Source organism: Pelomonas sp. V22 (assembly GCF_030014915.1).
Classification (GTDB): domain Bacteria; phylum Pseudomonadota; class Gammaproteobacteria; order Burkholderiales; family Burkholderiaceae_C; genus JAUASW01.
In genome coordinates, this window is sequence record NZ_JAGIXS010000006.1 from 22,300 (window position 1) to 37,437 (window position 15,138).

8 protein-coding genes are annotated in these 15,138 nt (G+C 69.2%); 6 read left to right on the forward strand and 2 right to left on the reverse strand.

Features of this window, described 5'->3' with window-relative positions; translation table 11 throughout:
• Positions 1-75 precede the first annotated feature (75 nt).
• The 4 genes from J7U46_RS17810 to J7U46_RS17825 all read left to right on the forward strand — a co-directional run bounded on the left by J7U46_RS17810 (position 76) and on the right by J7U46_RS17825 (position 10,654).
• Positions 76-3,654 carry an alpha-1,6-glucosidase domain-containing protein gene (locus tag J7U46_RS17810; RefSeq protein ID WP_282828253.1) on the forward strand — a complete coding sequence of 1,193 codons (3,579 nt, stop codon included), beginning with the start codon at positions 76-78 and terminating at the stop codon, positions 3,652-3,654.
• Between the two features lie 137 nt (positions 3,655-3,791).
• Positions 3,792-4,910 (forward strand): HD domain-containing phosphohydrolase, encoded by a 1,119-nt coding sequence (locus tag J7U46_RS17815; protein ID WP_282828255.1) that lies wholly within the window; start codon positions 3,792-3,794, stop codon positions 4,908-4,910.
• Positions 4,894-9,570 (forward strand): PAS domain-containing protein, encoded by a 4,677-nt coding sequence (locus J7U46_RS17820; RefSeq protein WP_282828257.1) that lies wholly within the window; start codon positions 4,894-4,896, stop codon positions 9,568-9,570. Before J7U46_RS17815 ends, J7U46_RS17820 begins: the two co-directional genes overlap by 17 nt.
• A gap of 58 nt (positions 9,571-9,628) precedes the next feature.
• Positions 9,629-10,654 (forward strand): beta-propeller fold lactonase family protein, encoded by a 1,026-nt coding sequence (locus J7U46_RS17825; protein WP_282828259.1) that lies wholly within the window; start codon positions 9,629-9,631, stop codon positions 10,652-10,654.
• 2 nt (positions 10,655-10,656) lie between these two features.
• Here J7U46_RS17825 and J7U46_RS17830 read toward each other — a convergent pair whose 3' ends face one another.
• Together J7U46_RS17830 and J7U46_RS17835 are read right to left on the reverse strand one after the other, a co-directional pair.
• Positions 10,657-11,139, reverse strand: coding sequence for a CreA family protein (locus J7U46_RS17830; RefSeq protein ID WP_282828261.1), 483 nt, complete (start codon positions 11,137-11,139; stop codon positions 10,657-10,659).
• Between the two features lie 26 nt (positions 11,140-11,165).
• Positions 11,166-12,050 (reverse strand): diacylglycerol kinase family protein, encoded by an 885-nt coding sequence (locus J7U46_RS17835; RefSeq protein ID WP_282828263.1) that lies wholly within the window; start codon positions 12,048-12,050, stop codon positions 11,166-11,168.
• 100 nt (positions 12,051-12,150) lie between these two features.
• On the opposite strand from J7U46_RS17835, the gene J7U46_RS17840 reads away from it, so the two are divergent.
• On the forward strand, positions 12,151-13,332 hold the full coding sequence (locus J7U46_RS17840) for a GGDEF domain-containing protein (protein WP_282828265.1): 1,182 nt from the start codon (positions 12,151-12,153) through the stop codon (positions 13,330-13,332).
• 44 nt (positions 13,333-13,376) lie between these two features.
• On the forward strand, positions 13,377-15,029 hold the full coding sequence (locus J7U46_RS17845; protein ID WP_282828267.1) for a hypothetical protein: 1,653 nt from the start codon (positions 13,377-13,379) through the stop codon (positions 15,027-15,029).
• Positions 15,030-15,138: the final 109 nt, after the last annotated feature.

The window sequence follows — 15,138 nt, forward strand, 5'->3', positions numbered from 1 at the left end:
TCTATTGAATGTAGTTTTGCTTCACTACGATGCGAGCAAATCAAACCAGGATGACCTGGAACGGAGACATTCCCGATGCTCGCCACCCCCACCCGCTCGCCTTGCTGGGCCCGGACAGCCCGCCGTCTGGCCCTGCTGATCGCCACGACCGCCTGCCTCGCTGCCTGTGGTGGCGGAGGCGGGGGCAGCAGCAGCGGCACGACCACGCCGGTCACACCGGCGCCGGTGGTGGACCCGTTGCTGGCCCAGGGTAATGGCGAGGGCTTCCAGACGCTCTTGCAAGCCCAGGCCGCCAACCCGGCCAGTGGTGGTGGCAGCGGTGGCGGCAGCACCGAGACGCCCACGACCCTGACCGTGCACTACCGCCGCACGGCGGCCGACTACAGCGGCTGGCAATTGCACAGCTGGGGCGCGGCCAAGGACCCGGGCTGGGGCTTGGGCAACAACTACGTCAGCACGGATGGCTTCGGTGCCGTCTACGAGGTGCCGCTTGCGGCCAGTAGCGGCGAGGTCGGCTATCTGTTCCACAAGGGTGACGACAAGGACCACGGCGGGACCGACCAGAAGTACACGCTCAAGGCCGGCAAGAACGAGATCTGGCGCATCCAGGGCGATGGCGCCACCTACGCGGCCAACCCGCTGGGTGCGGCCGCACCGGACCTCACCTCGATCCGCGTGCACTACAAGCGCTTCGACGGGACCTACACGGCCTGGGGTCTGCATCTGTGGAATGGCAGCGGCCTGGATGCGACCAAGCTGCCCGGCGTGGCGATCGAGCAATGGGGCGCGCCGGTCGCTTTCAGCAAGTTGCCGTCCTACAGCGCCGGCACGGGCGAGGTGGTGTTCGACATCCCGGTGCTCAATCCCAAGGCGGACGCCAGCCGCAAGTCGCTGGAATTCATCATCCACGGCCTGGCGCCGAACGAGAACGACAAGGACGGCCGCAGCGACAACATTCGCATCGATTTCGGCGGCCTCGTGATCAAGAACCAGCAGGCCGAGGTCTGGCTGGTCCAGCAGGACGCCACGGTCTACCTGGCCGCGCCGGATACCCGCTCGGTCTCGACCACCGACGCCCGCGCTTTCTGGCTCAACAAGCAGCTGATCCAGTGGCCGCGCGTCGACGGCAGCGGCACGGTCAAGCTGTACTACTCGGCCACCGGCCAGGTGGTGGCGCCCAAGGACGGCAAGGTCGCGGGCGCCGAGGGCTCGATCACTCTGGAGCGCCATGCCAGCGCCGTGCCGGCGGCCGTGGCCGAGCGCTTCAAGTGGATCGCACCCGGTGCGGTGATGAGCGTGAAGGCTGTCGATCAGGCGCAACTGCCCGAGCTCCTGAAGAAGCAGCTCGTGCTGGTGCAGGAAGACGCCAGCGGCAACGTGCAGAACGCGACCACGGCGCAAGCGGCCGGCGCGCTGGACGATCTCTATGCGGCAGCAGCGAACGTGAACGACTTGGGTGCGCGCATTTCCGGTGGCAACACGAGCTTCAAGCTGTGGGCACCGACGGCGCAATCGGTCACCGTGTTCACCTATGCCAACGGCACGGCCGATGCGAGCACGGCCGACAAACTGAGCTTCGACGCTGCCACCGGCGTCTGGAGCGTGAGCAAGAGCGGCGATCTCTCCGGCAAGTACTACAAGTTCGCCGTCGAGGTCTTCGTGCGCGGCGTGGGCCTGGTGCGTAATCTGGTCACCGACCCTTACTCGCTGAGCCTCTCGGACAACTCGCGTCGCAGCTACATCGCCAACCTCGACGCCGCAGCGCTGAAGCCCGCCGGCTGGGACCAGAGCGTGCCGCCCGCCAAGGTGGCGGCCTCGCCCGACATGACGATCTACGAGCTGCACCTGCGCGACTTCTCCGCCAACGACGCGACGGTCAGCGCCGTCAGCCGCGGCAAATACCTGGCCTTCACCGAGGCCAGCAGCAACGGCATGAAGCACCTGAAGGCGCTGGCCGATGCGGGCCTGACCGACATCCACCTGCTGCCCGTGTTCGACCTGGCCAGCGTGCCCGAGCTCGGCTGCACCACGCAGAGCCCCAGCGGTGCGGCCGATGCCGAAACCCAGCAGGCCGCAGTGGCCGCCACGGCGAGCGGCGATTGCTTCAACTGGGGTTACGACCCCTATCACTACACCGCGCCCGAAGGCAGCTATGCCAGCGACGCGAGCGATGGCGCGAAGCGCATCGTCGAGTTCCGCCAGATGGTGCAGGCGCTCAATGCGGCGGGCCTGCGCGTGGGCATGGACGTGGTCTACAACCACACGACGGCCTCGGGCCAGAACGCGAAGTCGGTGCTGGATCGCATCGTGCCCGGCTACTACCACCGCTACAGCGCGACCGGTGCCATCGAGACCTCGACCTGCTGCGACAACACGGCCACCGAAAACCTGATGATGGGCAAGCTGATGACCGACTCCACGATCGTCTGGGCCCGTGACTATCACATCAGCAGCTTCCGCTTCGACGTGATGGGCCACCAGCCACGCGCGGTGATGGAGCAGCTGAAGACCAAGGTCGCGGCCGCTTCTGGCCGCCCGGTGCAGCTGCTGGGTGAGGGCTGGAACTTCGGCGAAGTGCAGGACGGTGCGCGCTTCGTCCAGGCCTCGATGTGGAGCCTCAACGGCACCGGCATCGGCAGCTTCAATCCCTTCATCCGCGACGCGGTGCGCGGCGGCAGCCCCTTTGATGCCGGCAATACCCTGATCGCCAACCAGGGCTGGATCAACGGCCTCTGGTACGACCCGAACGCGCAAGGCACGGGCAAGAGCAAGACCGACCTGATGTGGCAGGGCGACCTGATCAAGGCCAGCCTCGCCGGCTCGATCCGCAGCTTCCCCTTGAAGACGCACTGGGATGCCAGCGTGACGCTGGATCAGCTGAACAGCGCCGGCTTCGTGACCGACCCGTCCGAGGTCGTCAACTACGTGGAGAACCACGACAACCAGACCCTGTTCGACACCAACGCCTACAAGCTGCCGCTCTCGACCAGCCGCGAGGACCGGGCGCGCGTGCAACTGCTGGGCGCGGCGCTGACGATGTTCAGCCAGGGCATCCCGTACTTCCATGCCGGTGTCGACACCTTGCGCAGCAAATCGCTGGACCGCAACAGCTACGACGCGGGCGACTGGTTCAACCGCCTGGACTGGAGTTACCAGGACAACTTCTTCGGCACCGGCCTGCCGATGAAGGCCGACAACCAGGACAGCTGGGCCGTCATGAAGCCGCTGCTCGCGAATGCCGCAATCAAGCCGACGGCGACCGAGATCGCCTGGACCCGCGATGCCTTCCGCGACCTGCTCAAGATCCGCGCCAGCTCCATGCTGTTCCGCTTGCGCTCGGCCGAGGACATCAAGGCGCGCCTGTCCTTCCTCAACACCGGCTCGGGCCAGGTGCCCACGGTGCTGGCCGCGCGCCTCGATGGCTTGGGCCTTGCCGGTGCCGGCTTCAAGGAGATCGTCTACCTGGTCAATGCCGACAAGCAGGCGCAGAGCCTGACGGTCGATGCCCTGAGAGGGCGCGGCTATCAGCTGCATCCCGTGCACCTCGCGGCCACGGCCGCCGACAGGCGGATCGCCGCCGAAGCCCGCTTCGACGTGGCGACCGGCCGCTTCAGCCTGCCGGCTCGCTCGGCCCTGGTCTGGGTGCTGAACTGAAAGGATTGGTGCGGTATTCGCCCATTCGACGAGGGCATGCGGGACTTGAGCGCAGTCAAGGCCTAGGCTAGTCGCTCATGCTCTGATGCGTTGGCTTCAAGACGCCCGGGTGGCGCGATGAGGCTGGGAGGAACGCCATGTTCAAGAGCCAGCGCCCCTTGGTGCTGATCGTCGACGACAACGCCGAGAACCTGACGGTCCTTGGAGAACTGCTGCAGCCGCTCTATCAGGTGCGCGCCGCCAATGGGGGCGAGCGCGCGTTGCAGCTGATGCAGCTGGATCCCTGCCCGGACCTGGTGCTGCTCGACGTGATGATGCCGGACCTGGACGGCTACGAGGTGCTGAGACGCCTGCGCGCCGATCCCGCCACGGCGGAGGTGCCGGTGATCTTCGTCACCGCCCTCGGGGCGACCGACGACGAGGAGCGCGGCCTGGCCCATGGCGCGGTCGACTACATCACCAAACCTATCCGTCCGCAGGTGCTGCTGGCCCGCGTGGCGGCCCACATCGAGCTGCGTCGCGCACGGGTCCGCCTGCAGGATCGCAACCACGATCTCGAGGCCGAGGTGAGCCGGCGCATGCAGGAGAACGAGCGCATCCGCGACATCAGCATGCATGCACTCGCCCGCCTGGCCGAGACGCGCGACAACGAGACCGGCTTTCACCTGCTGCGAACGCGCGAATACATGCGTCTGCTGGCCGACGAGCTGCGGCGCCAGCGCCTGTTCGCTGACGAGCTGGATGCCGCCGCCGCCGACCTGATGGTGCGCTCGGCGCCGCTTCACGACATTGGCAAGGTCGGCATCCCGGATCGCATCCTGCACAAGGAGGGCCGGCTCGACGACGAGGAGTGGGCCATCATGAAAACCCATGCCCGCCTGGGCGCAGATGCCATCGTTCAGGCGGAGCGCGATGCCGGTTCCGATGCAGGAATGGACTATCTGCGTTATGCCAAGCAGATCGCCATGAGCCATCACGAGCGCTGGGATGGCCGGGGCTATCCGCAGGGACTGGCCGGCGAGGCCATCCCGCTGGCGGCGCGGCTGATGGCGCTGGCCGACGTGTTTGACGCGCTGACCTGCCGGCGCGTCTACAAGGAGGCCTGGAGCCTGGAGGCCGCGCGCGAGTTGATCGTGAAGGAGCGCGGTCAGCACTTTGACCCGCGCGTGGCCGATGCCTTCCTGGCCTGCTACGAAGATTTCTGCCGCGTGGCCACGCAGTTCCGTGACGAGGCGACCGATGACCGGCGCAGCTGAGGCGCAAACCCAGCGCTGGCGCGGTCAGCAGGCCGCGCTGAACGTGGTGCTGCTGTACGCCATGCTGGCGGTGCTGTGGATTGTGGGATCGGACTGGCTGCTGTTCCAGCTGGTGCAGGATCCCAACTGGGTGGCGCAACTGGCCACGCTGAAGGGCTGGTTCTTCGTCGCCTGGAGTGCGCCTCTGATCTATTGGGGCATGCGCCGGGCCCAGGCAGGTGCCGGGCTCGCGGCCCCTGGGCTCAAGGGAGCCGCCGGGGCCCGCCGACGCGGCCTGCTGATGCAGGCCTTGGGGCTGCTGGCGGTGCTGCTGCTGGGGCTGGGCGCTATGGCCCTGGCCTTGCGCGAGCAGCGGCAGGCCGAGGGCGCGCGGCTGCAGGCGGTGGCCGGCCTGCACGGCGATCAGGTCGAGCGCTGGCTGGCCCGCCATGCCCTGGCCGCGCAGCGGCTGCAGGAAGACCACGAGCTGCCGGGCCTGGTGGCCCAGGCCCAGCGTGGCGATGCCCGCGCGCTGGCCAGCCTGCAGACCTCGATGGGCCTGTTCGGTGCGGCGCGCTACCTGCAGTGCGTGCAACTGGTCGACGCAAACGCCGAGGGTGCGACGCTGTGGCCGGCCGCGGCCCATCCGCCCGGCCCGGCAGCGCCCGAGCTCAAGCTGGCGCTGCAGCGGGCCTTGCGCAGTGGCCAGGTGGAGCGCACCGACATCCATGTGGGCGCCGGCCCGGACCTGCCTCTGCGGCTGGACTTCGTCGTGCCGCTGAGCGGCGCCGCGGCCGGCCGCGCCCTGGTGCTGCGCCTGGACCCACGCCAGCAATTGATGCCGCTGCTGAGCAAGTGGCCGCTGCCAACGGGCAGCGGCGAGACCTCGTTGTGGCGGCCGGAGGGTGCAGACGCGCTGGCGCAGAGCGACTTCCGCCAGCGCCCGGATGCCGCCGGCCGCCTGCGCCTCGCCCTGAAGACCAGCCCGGCGCTGATCAGCCGCGTGATGCGCGGCGAGCTGCCGGCCAATGGCCTGATCGATGCGCTGGACTACCGTGGGGAGCCGGTCCTGGGTGTGGCACGCCGCATTGCCGGCAGCGATTGGATCCTGGTGTCCAAGGTGGACCGGGCCGAGGTCGATGCCCGTGCCGTGCCCACGCTGGCCTGGATCGCCGCCTGTATGGCCGCAGCCGTTCTCGTGCTCGCGGTGAGCCGTCGTTTCGGCCTGCAGGCGGCGGCCTTGCGCGATCTGCAGGCCGAGCGCAGTGCGCGCGAGCAGCGCATGCATGGCCTCGAGATCCTGCTGGCCGTGGCCGACGCTTCCAGCGACGCCATCTTTGCCAAGGACCTGCAGGGGCGCTACCTGTTGTTCAACCGGGCGGCCGAACGCATCACCGGTCTCAGCGAGGTCGAGGTGCTGGGGCATGACGACCGCGCTGTCTTCAATCCGGAGGTGGCGGCCCACGTGATGGCCCGGGATGCCGGTCTGCTGGCGCGCGGCGAGATCGACACCGCCGACGAGGCTGTCAATACGGCCGATGGCAGCCTGCGCGTGTTCCAGGCCACCAAGGGCCCGCTGCGCGATGCGCTGGGGCAGGTGGTGGGCCTGTTCGGTGTGTCGCGCGACGTGACCGAGCAGCGGCGTGCGCAGCAGGCGCTGGCCGACAGCGAGCAGCGCAACCGCACGCTGCTCGAAGCCCTGTCGGACGGTGTTTTCGTGGCGCAGGACTGGCGCTTCGTGTTTGCCAATCCGGCCCTGCTGGCCCTGTTGGGCTATGGCATGGACGAACTGGCGCAACTGCCCTTCGAGAGCGTGGTGGCGCCAGCCTGGCAGCAGCGCTGGAACGAGCGCTACCTGCAGCGTATCGGCCCCGGCCCGGAGCCCGAACGTCGCTACGAGCTGGAATGGCGGGCCCGCGGTGGCGCCACGCTGCAGATCGAGCTGCATGCCACCCGCATCAGTTACCAGGGTCGGCCGGCGGTGCTGGGCGTGGTCAGCGATGTCACTGCCAAGCGCAGCGCCGAGCGGGCCCAGCGCCAGTCGGCCGAGCTGCTGCAGGCGGTCGAGGACTCGCTGCTGGACCATCTGGCCGTGCTCGATGCCGCGGGCCGCGTCGTTGCGGTCAATGCCGCCTGGCAGCAGTTTGCTGAGGTCCAGCATCCGGGCAGCGAGCCGGCCCTGCATTGCGGCGTGGGTACCAACTATCTGGAGGTGTGTGATCGCGCACAGGGACCGGGTGCCGGCCAGGCCGCCGAGGTGGCGCGTGCCTTGCGGGAGGTGCTGGCCGGCCAGCGTCAGCGCTTCCTGCTCGAATACCCGTTTCATTCGACCAGCGAGCAGCGCTGGTTCCGGCTGTCAATGACGCCGCTGCGCACGCAGGAGGGCGGCGCCGTGATGGTGCTCAGCGACATCAGCGAACAACGGCAACAAGGCCAGGAGCTGGACCGTCACCGCCATCACCTGGAGGAACTCGTCGGCCTGCGCACGCTCGCCCTGGCGCAGGCCGAGGCCTTCACCCGCCTGGTGGCCGACAACATCCCGGGCATGGTGGGCTACTGGGACAGCGAGCGCCGCTGCCGCTTTGCCAACCAGGCTTATGCGCGCTGGCTGGGGCGCCAGATGTCCGACATGCTGGATGTCCGCATGGACGAGGTGCTGCCGGCGGCCCTGCTGAAGCAGGTGGGTCCTCGTGTCGAGGCAGCGCTGGCCGGCGAGCCGCAGCAGTTCGAGCTCGAGGCCCAGGACGCGGCCGGCCAGTCGCACGCCCTGTGGGCCCACTACGTGCCCGATGTGCGGGACGGCCGGGTGCATGGCTTCTTCGTGCTGGTCAGCGACGTCAGCGAGATCAAGGGAGCGCAGGCGCAGCTGCAGCGGCTCAATGCAGAGCTGACCGAGGCCCGCGACCGTGCCGATGCGGCGAGCCGCGCCAAGAGCGCCTTCCTGGCCAATATGAGCCACGAGATCCGCACGCCGATGAACGCCATCATCGGCCTGAGCCGCTTGCTGGAGCGCGACAGCCGCGACCCGCAGGCGCTGGAGCGGTTGGCCCGGCTGGGTACGGCGGCCCAGCACCTGCTGCAGGTGATCAACGATGTGCTGGACCTGTCCAAGATCGAGTCCGGCAAGCTGGTGATGGAGGAGCAGGTCTTCTCGCCGCAGGAACTGGTGGCGCGCTGCTGCTCGCTGATGGCCGAGCGGGCGCAGGAGAAACAGCTGGCCCTGATCCGCGACGTGGCGGGCCTGCCGGCCCTGGTGCGCGGCGACCCGACCCGGCTCTCGCAGGCCCTGCTCAACCTGCTCAGCAACGCGATCAAGTTCACCGCCGAGGGTGAGGTGCGCATCGCGGCGCGGCAGGTGGCGCAGGACGGGCAGGCCCTGCGCCTGCGCTTCGAGGTCAGCGACACCGGCATCGGCATCGCGCCGGAATTGCTGCCGCGTCTGTTCAGCGATTTCGAGCAGGGCGACAGCTCGACCACGCGCCGGTATGGCGGCACCGGCCTCGGCCTTGCCATCACGCGCCACCTGGCTGAGCTGATGGGCGGTGCCGTGGGTGTCAGCAGCCAGCCCGGCCAGGGCAGTTGCTTCTGGCTGGAGGTGCAACTGAGTGAGCCCCCCGCCGACGCGGAGGCTCAGGCCAGCCTGCTGCCGCCCGCCGGCCCGCCAGCGCTGCAGCGCCTGATGGCCGAACAGGCGGGTGCTCGCGTGCTGCTGGTCGAGGACAACCCGATCAACCAGGACGTGGCGCAGGAGCTGCTGCGCAGCGCCGGCCTGGCTGTGACCCTGGCCGGCGATGGCCGCCAGGCGCTGGCGCTGCTGGCCGAGCAGCCGTTCGACCTGGTGCTGATGGACGTGCAGATGCCGGTGCTGGATGGCTTGCAGGCCACGCGCCTGCTGCGCCAGCAGCCAGGCCTGGCGCAGTTGCCGGTGATCGCGATGACGGCCAATGCCTTCGCCGAAGACCGCGCGCAATGCATGGCCGCCGGCATGAGCGACCACGTGGGCAAGCCGGTGGACCCGGAGCAGCTCTATGCCTGTCTGCTGCGCTGGCTGCCTGAGCGCGCAGCACCCGTGGCCGCGCCGGCGGTGGTCGCGAGGGCCGATGCGGGCGAGCTGCCGGCCTGGCTGTCGCAGGTCGCCGGCCTCGACCCGGTGCTGGGGCTGCACTACGCAGGCGGCCGGCTCGAGACCTACGAGCGCGTGCTCGATCAGTTCCAGCAGCATTTCGGCAGCCGCTCGCCGATGCCGGCCGCTGGCGAAGGCCTGCACCGTTGGGCGCATTCGCTGAAGAGTGCGGCGGCGGCCATTGGCGCCACGCTGCTCAGCGAAAGCGTGGCGCGTCTGGAGTCCGCCGCAGCCGTACAGGCTGCAGAGCTGCCAGCGCTGCGCGAGCAGGTGGCCGGTCAGCTCGCTGCGCTGCTGGCCTCGCTGCAGGCCCTGGCACCGGAGGAGGAGACCCGGCCGGCCTCGCTGGACGAGGTCGAGACGCTGGCCCCCGAGCAGGTGCAGCAACTGCTCGAGCTGCTGGCTGCCGGGGACTTCCAGGCCCAGGCCCTGTACCGCGAACTGGCCGGCAAATTGCGTGCCCGTTTCGGACCCGGCGCGCACCAGGTGGGCGAGGCGATACGAGCCTTCGACTACGAGGGTGCACTGCGCCGGCTGCAGGCCCTGAGGATGGATTGAGGGTGGCTTGAGCGAGGCTTGAGAGGGCCTTGCGACAGCACGGCGATACTGCGCGGCGATGAACACCTCGACCGCCGTGATCGCCCACCTGGGCTGCTATGCCGAAGCCGGCCACTCCTTGCTCAGTCTGGTGCAGGAGCCGCAGAGCGGCGCCCTGCGTCCGGTGGCCAGCAGCGCCTGTGCGGCCAATGCCAGCTGGTTGCTGGTCGACCCGCAGGCACGCCGCCTCTACGCCGCCCATGAGGAGGCGCGCGGCAGCATCAGCGTCCATGCGCTCGATGCTCAAGGCCTGCCGCGCCTGCTGCAGCAAGTCGGCACGGGCGGTGCCGGTCCGGTTCATCTGTGCCTCGATGCCGCGCGCCGCCGCCTGTGGGCCGCGCATTACGGCGACGGAACGCTGGGCTGCCTGCCGCTGCAGGCCGATGGCGGGCTTGATGCCGCGCTGCCAGCGCGCTCGGTGCGCGCGCTCGTGAGCCAGCCTGAGACGGCCCCATCGCACCCCCACATGCTGCAGCTCTCCAGCGACGGTCGCTGGCTGCTGGCGAGTGATCTCGGCCTCAACCGCCTGCTGGCCCTTCCGCTCGATCATCAGGGGCCGGCCGTGCAATCGCTGGTCCTGCCAGCTGGCAGCGGGCCGCGCCATTTCGTGCAGCAGGGCGGGCTGGTCTACCTCTTGAACGAGCAGCGTTCGACGCTGGCCTGGCTGAGCTTCGATGCCGCCAGCGGCGCGATGCAGCTGCGAGGCGAGACCAGCAGCCTCAGCCCCGGCTACGCCGGCCGCAGCTATGCCTCGGACCTGCGCCTGTCAGCGGACGGCCGCCATCTGTATGCACTGAACCGCCTGCACGATTCGATCGCCATCTTCGAGCTCCAGGCCGATGGCACGCCGCGCCTGCTTGGCCATGAATGGACGCGCGGCTCCTACCCGCGCAGCGCCACGTTCGACCCGGCCGGCCGCTTCTTCTACGTCTGCAACCAGCGCAGCGAGCAGCTGACGGTGTTCGAGCGCCAGAGCGATGGCGGCCTGCGCTTCACCGGCCTGTACCTGGCCACGCCGTCACCGGCTTGCCTGGTGTTTGGCTGAACTCACTTCAGCGGTATCGGCGTTGCCCGGTCCACCGGCACGGCGGTCACGCTGTTCTGAGGCGAGCCCTCGATCAAACGGTCGGAGTAGGTCAGGTAGACGAGGGTGTTGCGCTTGGCGTCGACCATGCGGACGATGCGCAGCTTCTTGAACACGAGGGAAATGCGCTCGTTGAACACCTCGTCCTGCTTGGGAAGCGGCTTGGCGATGCGGATGGGGCCGACCTGACGGCAGGCGATGGAGGCCTCGCTCTTGTCTTCGGCCAGGCCCAGTGCGCCCTTGACGCCACCGGTCTTGGCGCGTGAGACATAGCAGGTCACGCCTTCGACGGCCGGGTCGTCATAGGCCTCGACCACGATCTTGTGGTCCGGGCCTATCAGCTTGAACACGGTGTCGACCGCGCCTATGCGCTCGCCTTCGGCAGCGGCAAGGGCAGGCAGGAGCAGCAAGGACCAGGAGAGCAGAGAGCGGCGCATGGCAGGCATGGGTAGCGGCGATGCCGGCAAGCGTATCAGCCGCCGCGCACCACCCGCAGCGCCAGCGGCTGCACCTCGATCTTGAGTTCGCGGGCCGGTGCGACGGGCTCGCCGTCGAGGGCCAGGGGCAGCGGTGCCGGACTCGTGATCTGCAGGCCCTGCACGCGCCGCATGAAGATCGCGGGCAGGCGCAGGTGCTGGCCCATCAGCAGGGCCGGCATCGCGGCCAGTGCGCCGATGCGGCCATAGCGGCCGACGCAGACCAGCTCCAGCCGGCCGTCGTCGATCAGGGCACCGGGCGCCACCGGCATGCCGCTGGCGTAGCTCTCGGTGTTGAGGCTGGAGGCGAACAGCACCTCGCCCTCGTGCAGCAGCTGGCCCTCGCTGCGGATGCAAAGCGGATAGCGTCTCAGCCGGCTGATCTCGGCCAACGTGGCCCAGACATAGCGCGGCTGGCCGCGCAGCCAGCGCGGCGCCGCGAGAGCGCGTTGGCTGACTGCCGCGTCAAAGCCGAGGGCCAGGCTGGACATGAAGAAATGGCGCTGGCCGTTGGCCTCGATGCGACCGAGGTCCATCGCGCCGGCCAGGCCGTGGTGGGCGCGGGCCAGCGCGCTGCGCAGGTCGAGGCCGTGCAGGCCCAGCGCTCGCGCCAGGTCGTTGCCGGTGCCGCCGGGCAGCAGGGCCAGCTCCAGCTCGCGCTCGACCAGCGCCGGCAGCAGCTGGTGCACCGTGCCATCGCCACCGGCCACGATCACACGGCTTCGCGGTGGCAGGGCGAGAAGCCGGTCCCGGGCGGCCGCTACATCGTCGGGCAGATAGAGAGGCACGCGGTCCAGCGCTTCGCGCAGCGGGGCGGCCAGGGCGGCACAGCGGCCGCCGGCGGCATGGGGATTCAGGAGGCAGAGGGCAGGGGCGTGCACGGGAGGGAAGGGCTGTCGCTCGAAAGAGCGGCCAGCGTAGCGGCGTGCCCACGCTTGCCAAGGCGGGTTGACCCGGGCGACCACCTAAACTGTGCGACCCATGACTCTCGACATCCCCACCCTGCTGCTGGCCCTCTTGAGCGGCTACCTGATGCTGGGTCTGCAACTGCTGGTGGCGCGCCGGGGCGCCCTGCGCCAGCCCGAGCTCGCGCTGTGGACCTGGGGCAGCTGGGGCTTTGTGCTGGGCTTCGGGCTCTTTGGGGCGCGCGTGGTCATCCCGGTCTGGGTCTCGGTGCTGGCGGGCAATGCCTTCCTGTTCGCCGGTCTGCTGCTGTATGTGATCGCCTTGCAGCGCTTCGTGCGCCGGCCGAGTCCTGCCGCACCTTACTGGCTGGCCTGGATGGCGGCCGTGTCGGCCACCGGCCTGATGCTGGAGATGCCACTGTCGGAGCGCACAGCCTGGCTGTCCCTGGTCTACGCCGCCATGCTGGCGCCCGGGGTCTATCTTGTGTTCCGCCATGGCTGGCGCGGCGAGGCCTCGCTGCGTGCCGTGGGGCTGACCCTGACCGTCGCCACGCTGGCCTTGACGCTGCGGGCCTGGCACGCCTTTGTGCAGCCCGATCAATACACCGACCTGCTGCGCAGCAGCCTGGGCCAGGGCCTGACCTTTCTGTGTGCCTTCCTGAGCCTGATGGGCGCCGGCTTCGGCTTCGTGCTTGCCAGCTTCGAGCGGGCCGCGATCCAGATGGAGCGCCTGGCCAGCCACGACGGCCTGACCGGCTGCGTCAACCGCAGCAGCACCGACGACCTGCTGGCCCACCTGCTGGAGCGCGGCCGCCGCGAGGGCTCGCCGGTGTCGTTCGCGATGCTGGACCTGGACCACTTCAAGCAGATCAACGACGAGTACGGTCACCAGTCCGGCGATGCGGCGCTGCAAGCCTTTGCCAGCGAGGTGCGCGGCCGCCTGCGCGGCTCCGATGTGCTGGGGCGCATGGGTGGCGAGGAGTTCGGCCTGATCCTGCCGGCCACCGACGAGCCCGGCGCGATGCGTCTGCTGGAGCAGATCCGTGAGGCCGTGGCCGCGCTCAAGGTGCCGACCCGCGACGGCCGCGAGTTCGGCATGACGGTCTCGGCCGGCCTCGTGGTCGTGGCCTCGAACAGCGGCCTCTCGGCCGACCGCGTCTATGCCAAGGCCGACAAGGCGCTCTACCAGGCCAAGCATGGCGGCCGCAACCGCATCGAGCGCAGCCTGCCCCCGCAGGCCCTGGCCGCCGCCGGGTGATTCAGGCCTAGACTGCGCCGATCAAGGCAGCTCGCGGAGGCGCAATGAGCAGCGAGGTTGGCAGCAACAAGCCCTTGGCGCCCCAGGTTCAGCGCCTGCACCAGATCCTGCTGTGGCCGCTGCGGCTGATGCCCTTGCCCGGCGCCGATGCCGCACCGCGCCGGCCCTGGGAATTGCTCGCCCAGCAGGGCGGGCCCTGGGCACCGGTGGTCGACGAGTACACCGGAGACTCGTCCAGCTTCCACGAACGCCATTACCAGGAGTTCGTCACCTTCCTGCCCTTTGTCCAGCGCTTCCTCTACGGCGAGGGGCAGGCGGCGGCCCAGGCGCGCGGCGATGCGCCGGCCGAGGCCGGCATGAAGGTGTTCCGCCGCCACGACGTGGCCTCGCTGCGCGCCTGCACCCGGGCCGGCCATGCGCCGATCTCGCTGCAGGTCGTGCACATCGACCTGTATTTCTTCTTCGACGTCGATGTGGTGCTGCTCAATGTGGAGCTGGCTGGCGGCGCGCTGGCGCTCGATGAGACGCAGGAGCTGCTCTACCGCCTGGGCCGTGCCTACCCGTCCGGCTGGGATGCGGAGGGCCTGCCGCTGCACACGCTGGCCAGCGCCGAGTGGCTGGACAAGGAAGGCCGCGTGCTGGCCGCGTCCGACAGCGGCGAGCGCGAGCGCTTCATCCAGCATGTGCATGCCGAGCGCGCGCCGCGCATCGCCGCGCACTGGGACTTCCTGCTGCGGCCGCTGGTGGCCGATGCCTCGTCCGAAGCGGGCCCCTTGCGCTACCGCCAGATCGAGTACTACCGCATGCCGATGATGGCCTGGCTGGCGCTCGATGATCCACGGGCCCTCTCGCGCGCCGATTTCGTGCGCCTGGGCCTCGTTACCGGCGCTGGCGCCTCCGACCAACTGCCCTTTGGCGATGCCCACCTGGCGGACTTCGAGCAGCGCCATTGCTACGACCGTTTCTGGCAGGGGGGCGGCGCCGCACCCGACACGCGCTACATGGGCTCGGGCCATGCGCTGGTGGTCGTGGGTCGGGCCGATGCCGAGTTCTTCTGCTGCCGCGACCGCGGCGTGCTGGCGCAGTTCCGGCATCAGCATTTCCTCGTGTTCCTGATCGCGCATTTCCAGAAGGCGACAGTGCTGATGTTCTCGGACCGCCTGGTGGAGGCGCTGCGCCGCCTCAATGTGCAGGACGCCGACAGCGTGCGCCGCTTCAAGCGCGCGATCCGCAGCGCCTTCGAGGGCTTTCTGCGCTTCACCCACCGCTACTGGTTCCATGCGGTGGCCGAGCAGGCCCAGGCGCGCGCGCTGTTCGCGCTGTGCCAGCGCCATCTGGGCACCGAGGCGCTCTATGCCGAGGTGAAGACCCGCATCAGCGACATGGCGGCCTACCTGGAGACCGACAACCTGCGCCGCCAGGCCAACACCGTGGTGCGCCTGACCGTGGTCACCATCTTCGGCCTGATAGGCACGATCACCACCGGCTTCCTCGGCATGAACCTGCTGGCCGAGGCCGAGGCGCCGATGTCGCGCCGGGTCTGGATCTTTGTGCTGACGCTGATTGTTACGGTGGCGCTGACCGTCTACACCATGGCCAAGTCCAAGCGCCTGTCGGATTTTCTGGACGTGCTGTCCGACGAAAGACTCTCTGCCTGGACCAAGCTGCGCGCCTTCGTCGGCGTGTGGCTGCCTTGAGCATCCTCAAAACGCGGGCTTGCAGCCGCTCCGAATCAGGGGCAGCATGCCTCTAGCCATTGCCGCTCCCAGGGCCCGATGAGGTCAAAAGCGGCTGCAGGTGAAGGGG

Bases quoted from the DNA above. Each gene is read 5' to 3' on its own strand.
- J7U46_RS17830 (WP_282828261.1), bottom strand. From the start codon at position 11,139: ATGCCTGCCATGCGCCGCTCTCTGCTCTCCTGGTCCTTGCTGCTCCTG.
- J7U46_RS17825 (WP_282828259.1), top strand. From the start codon at position 9,629: ATGAACACCTCGACCGCCGTGATCGCCCACCTGGGCTGCTATGCCGAA.
- J7U46_RS17840 (WP_282828265.1), top strand. From the start codon at position 12,151: ATGACTCTCGACATCCCCACCCTGCTGCTGGCCCTCTTGAGCGGCTAC.
- J7U46_RS17845 (WP_282828267.1), top strand. From the start codon at position 13,377: ATGAGCAGCGAGGTTGGCAGCAACAAGCCCTTGGCGCCCCAGGTTCAG.
- J7U46_RS17815 (WP_282828255.1), top strand. From the start codon at position 3,792: ATGTTCAAGAGCCAGCGCCCCTTGGTGCTGATCGTCGACGACAACGCC.
- J7U46_RS17810 (WP_282828253.1), top strand. From the start codon at position 76: ATGCTCGCCACCCCCACCCGCTCGCCTTGCTGGGCCCGGACAGCCCGC.
- J7U46_RS17820 (WP_282828257.1), top strand. From the start codon at position 4,894: ATGACCGGCGCAGCTGAGGCGCAAACCCAGCGCTGGCGCGGTCAGCAG.